Annotated in this window: 1 protein-coding gene and 2 rRNA genes; all 3 read left to right on the top strand. The window is 53.2% G+C overall.

Features of this window, described 5'->3' with window-relative positions; genetic code table 11:
- Window positions 1-225: 225 nt before the first annotated feature.
- The 3 genes from D9R08_RS06845 (at window position 226) to D9R08_RS06835 (ending at window position 4,835) form a co-directional block, all read left to right on the top strand.
- A 23S ribosomal RNA gene (locus D9R08_RS06845) occupies window positions 226-3,054 on the top strand.
- A 78-nt stretch (window positions 3,055-3,132) separates the two neighbouring features.
- A 5S ribosomal RNA gene (rrf, locus tag D9R08_RS06840) occupies window positions 3,133-3,247 on the top strand.
- Window positions 3,248-3,794: 547 nt separating this feature from the next.
- Window positions 3,795-4,835: a Hint domain-containing protein gene (locus D9R08_RS06835; protein WP_121897313.1), complete on the top strand. Its 1,041-nt coding sequence runs from the start codon at window positions 3,795-3,797 to the stop codon at window positions 4,833-4,835.
- The last annotated feature ends 165 nt before the right edge of the window (window positions 4,836-5,000 follow it).

Here is a 5,000-nt window from a genome sequence, read left to right as displayed (position 1 = left end):
AGTTTCTTCACTGATCTGCCAAGTGCGGCGGATCTGGGGTTCGACCCCGCAGGTGAAGATAACTAATCCAAGTCAAGTACACTAACCCAAGACCATCTTCGGATGGTCGACAAAGTTCCCCCGGACGAACCAGTCGGGGGAGCGGGAAAGTATGCTTTTGATCAATGCCCGGCCTTTTCACAAAAGGGGGTCGGGTGCAGAAAAAGCCTGTCTTTTTCTGGATCAAATCAAGCGCGAGAAGGGCGTTTGGTGGATGCCTTGGCAGTAAGAGGCGATGAAGGACGTGATACTCTGCGATAAGCGTAGGTGAGCCGAGAATAGGCTTTGACCCTACGATCTCCGAATGGGGCAACCCACCTGACAGTTTCCTATTGTTAGCCTTGCTATCAATAGGTCGCTGAAACAGGGATTTATAACCTGAATACATAGGGTTATAAAGGCAAACCCGGGGAACTGAAACATCTAAGTACCCGGAGGAAAGGAAATCAACAGATACTCCCCTAGTAGCGGCGAGCGAACGGGGACCAGCCGAGCGATGAGAGTGACAAGAACAACCTGGAAAGGTTGGCCATAGTGGGTGACAGCCCCGTATTGGAAGCTCAATTCGACGTATTAAGTAGGGCGGGACACGTGAAATCCTGTCTGAACATCGGAGGACCACCTTCGAAGGCTAAGTACTCCTTACTGACCGATAGCGAACCAGTACCGTGAGGGAAAGGTGAAAAGCACCCCGACGAGGGGAGTGAAACAGTACCTGAAACCGAACGCCTACAATCAGTCGGAGGCTCCTTGAGAGCTGACGGCGTACCTTTTGTATAATGGGTCATCGACTTGGTCTCTCAAGCAAGCTTAAGCCGTTAGGTGTAGGCGCAGCGAAAGCGAGTCTTAATAGGGCGAATGAGTTTGAGGGATCAGACCCGAAACCGAGTGATCTAGGCATGACCAGGCTGAAGGTACGGTAACACGTACTGGAGGGCCGAACCCACACCTGTTGAAAAAGGTCGGGATGAGTTGTGCCTAGGGGTGAAAGGCCAATCAAACTCGGAGATAGCTGGTTCTCCGCGAAATCTATTTAGGTAGAGCGTCATCCGAATACCCCGGGGGGTAGAGCACTGGATGGGTAATGGGGCCCCACAGGCTTACTGATCCTAACCAAACTCCGAATACCCGGGAGTACTAGATGGCAGACACACGGCGGATGCTAACGTCCGTCGTGGAGAGGGAAACAACCCTGACCTCCAGCTAAGGCCCCTAATTCATGGCTAAGTGGGAAAGCAGGTGAGACGACCAAAACAACCAGGAGGTTGGCTTAGAAGCAGCCATCCTTTAAAGATAGCGTAACAGCTCACTGGTCTAAATAAGTTGTCTTGCGGCGAAGATGTATCGGGGCTCAAGCCATGAGCCGAAGCTGAGGATGCACATAGTGCATGGTAGCGGAGCGTAGTGTGAATAAACTCGTTCCTCTTTAGCGCCCACCCGGGCGTTTTGGAGGACCAGGTTTGACTGTGAAGCCGGGGCGTGAGCCATCCGGTGGAGTGATCACTAGCGAGAATGATGACATGAGTAGCGACAAACAGGGTGAGAGACCCTGTCGCCGAAAGTCCAAGGGTTCCTGCTTAAAGCTAATCTGAGCAGGGTAAGCCGACCCCTAAGGCGAGGCCGAAAGGCGTAGTCGATGGGAACCAGGTTAATATTCCTGGGCCAGGAAGTAGTGACGGATCGTGAAGGTTGTTCACCCTTATCGGATTGGGTGGGCCGCTAATCGGTTCCTGGAAATAGCTCTTCCGTAAGATCGTACCCTAAACCGACACAGGTGGACTGGTAGAGAATACCAAGGCGCTTGAGAGAACGATGTTGAAGGAACTCGGCAAAATACCTCCGTAAGTTCGCGAGAAGGAGGCCCAGTTTCTAGGCAACTAGTGGCTGGGGGCACAAACCAGGGGGTGGCGACTGTTTACTAAAAACACAGGGCTCTGCGAAGTCGCAAGACGACGTATAGGGTCTGACGCCTGCCCGGTGCCTGAAGGTTAAAAGGAGGGGTGCAAGCTCCGAATTGAAGCCCAGGTAAACGGCGGCCGTAACTATAACGGTCCTAAGGTAGCGAAATTCCTTGTCGGGTAAGTTCCGACCTGCACGAATGGCGTAACGACTTCCCCGCTGTCTCCAACATCGACTCAGCGAAATTGAATTGCCTGTCAAGATGCAGGCTTCCCGCGGTTAGACGGAAAGACCCCGTGCACCTTTACTACAGCTTCACACTGGCATCAGGCCATGCATGTGCAGGATAGGTGGTGGGCTTTGAAGCAGGAACGCCAGTTCCTGTGGAGCCACCCTTGAGATACCACCCTTGCATTGCTTGATGTCTAACCGCGGTCCGTTATCCGGATCCGGGACCCTGTGTGGCGGGTAGTTTGACTGGGGCGGTCGCCTCCTAAAGCGTAACGGAGGCGCGCGAAGGTTGGCTCAGAGCGGTCGGAAATCGCTCGTTGAGTGCAATGGCAGAAGCCAGCCTGACTGCAAGACTGACAAGTCGAGCAGAGTCGAAAGACGGCCATAGTGATCCGGTGGTCCCGAGTGGAAGGGCCATCGCTCAACGGATAAAAGGTACGCCGGGGATAACAGGCTGATGGTGCCCAAGAGTCCATATCGACGGCACCGTTTGGCACCTCGATGTCGGCTCATCTCATCCTGGGGCTGGAGCAGGTCCCAAGGGTACGGCTGTTCGCCGTTTAAAGAGGTACGTGAGCTGGGTTTAGAACGTCGTGAGACAGTTCGGTCCCTATCTGCCGTGGGTGTAGGATACTTGAGAGGAGTTGCCCCTAGTACGAGAGGACCGGGGTGAACGATCCACTGGTGGACCAGTTGTCATGCCAATGGCAGTGCTGGGTAGCTATGATCGGAAAGGATAACCGCTGAAGGCATCTAAGCGGGAAGCCCCCCTCAAAACAAGGTATCCCTGAGAACCGAGATAGACCATCTCGTCGATAGGCCGGAGATGTAAGCGCAGCAATGCGTTCAGTTGACCGGTACTAATTGTTCGATAGGCTTGATTTGATCCAGTAAAAGCTAGGCTTTGCGGATCAAAAGCATACACCACGTGTGTTTGATTTGGATATGATGTTTCTTTCTCGGTTTGGTGGTCATAGCGCGAGCAAAACACCCGGCTCCATTCCGAACCCGGCCGTTAAGTGCCGTTGCGCCGATGGTACTGCATCTTAAGGTGTGGGAGAGTAGGTCACCGCCAAACCTAGAAAGAAACATCTTACAGTATCTCTCTCTACGATTTCCCTTCCCGAACAACACACCCTGATCGATGGCAGGCTAGACAGCACATGGGCGACAAACGTGCCGATCTTGGGGGTAATGCCACGCTTGATGATGAGAGTCTCACTGATCAGTTAGGCGATCATTGCGACGCGTTCGGGCACCCCCAATGCATTCGGCAGCGAACCTTTCGCCTCAGGAAGCATCGTGATCGTCTCGTGAAGGTGCTCTTGCACAGCTCCGCTGGCCGATACTACGCTACTATAGGCGCTTGGAACCAGGGCATGAGTTCGTTCGATGTCTTGCGTCGGGGGCATTCATGCGACCACTAGCAATAACACCGGACAACTCAGGTGAGGACGGTCACAGCTGGGATGCTCCTAGCGACAAAAACTTGCCATATTCAACGTGTACGACACTGAATTCGTATGCACATTGGCGTACTCAGCCTGTTGTATGGAAGTTTGAGTGCTGGCATAACGCCAAAATGTAATCAGTAATCAGTAACAGAAAGAGACGGGAACTGAAAAATGGCAACATATGACATACTTGTTTTTTCTTGGAATGACATCTTTCCAAGCTTGACTCAAACAGGTGGCTCTCTCGACTTTATCGGCGAGACGTTTACATTCAATGGCGGCGGTGACATCGTCACTTATGACGACCGCTTCGGTGACCGAAACGAGCTGGGCGACAATACCGGCGGGCTGGATGACTTTCTTAGAGGCACGATCGACGGCCAGTCCGTTGATACACTGATCAACCCGGAATATGCCTATGAGATAACCGACAGTAACGGTGTTGCTGTGGGCAAGATGTACGCGCTCACCAAGGCAACCGACGCCGTCAGTTCAATCGAGGGATTTGTTTTTGATTTCCAGCCTATCAAAGGCGAAACCTACACGTTGACCGGCAGGGACGACTTCCCTCAAACGGCGTCTTCCAATCTCTACATCTGCTTCGTGAACGGCACCCTGATCGACACGGTCGACGGGCCCGTCGCGGTCGAAGACATCACCGCGGGCATGAAAGTGATTACACGGGACAATGGCCCGCAGCCGGTTCTGTGGGTCGGGTCAGCGGTCCACAGTTTTGCAGAGATCTCATCCAATCCCAAATCCGCGCCGGTGCTGATCAACAAAGGTGCACTGGGGGACGGGTTCCCGGAACAGATGCTGATGATCTCTCCACAACATCGGATTCTGGTGCGTTCGAAGGTAGCTCAAAGGATGTTCGGCTGTGACGAAGTCATGGTCCCGGCAGTCAAGCTGACCGAACTTGACGGGGTTGAGCGTGTTTCGCCGCAAGATGGGGTCACCTACCACCACATCCTATGTGCCAATCACGAGATGGTCCGCGCTAACGGCCATTGGTCCGAGACACTTTACTTCGGCGAACAGACCGAAATTGCGATCGGCGCTGAAAAGACGAAAGAAATTCTGGCCGAGTGTTCTGAGGTTGAGGACATGCAGATGCACCCTCTCGCTCTGATAGGTGAAGAAAACAGGGGCAGATTGAAGAACTTTGCCAGACGCATGAGCAAACGTAGACCACTATATATCAACCAATGACAGGTTCCCCTCGAACAGAATACTCTACCTCGTCAAGCGGCAGTGACCTGCTCCCCTGAAAAGTCCTCGCTTTGAGGTTAGCCTGTTCTCCAACTGAGGAGACAGACGATGAAGAGAAGCCGTTTCAGCGAAGCGCAGATCATTCATTGCCCGGCAGGCGATTTG

It is taken from the genome of Rhodophyticola porphyridii (genome assembly GCF_003688285.1).
In the GTDB taxonomy this organism is placed as follows: Bacteria; Pseudomonadota; Alphaproteobacteria; order Rhodobacterales; family Rhodobacteraceae; genus Rhodophyticola; species Rhodophyticola porphyridii.
This window is presented reverse-complemented; position numbering and strand designations above follow the sequence as displayed.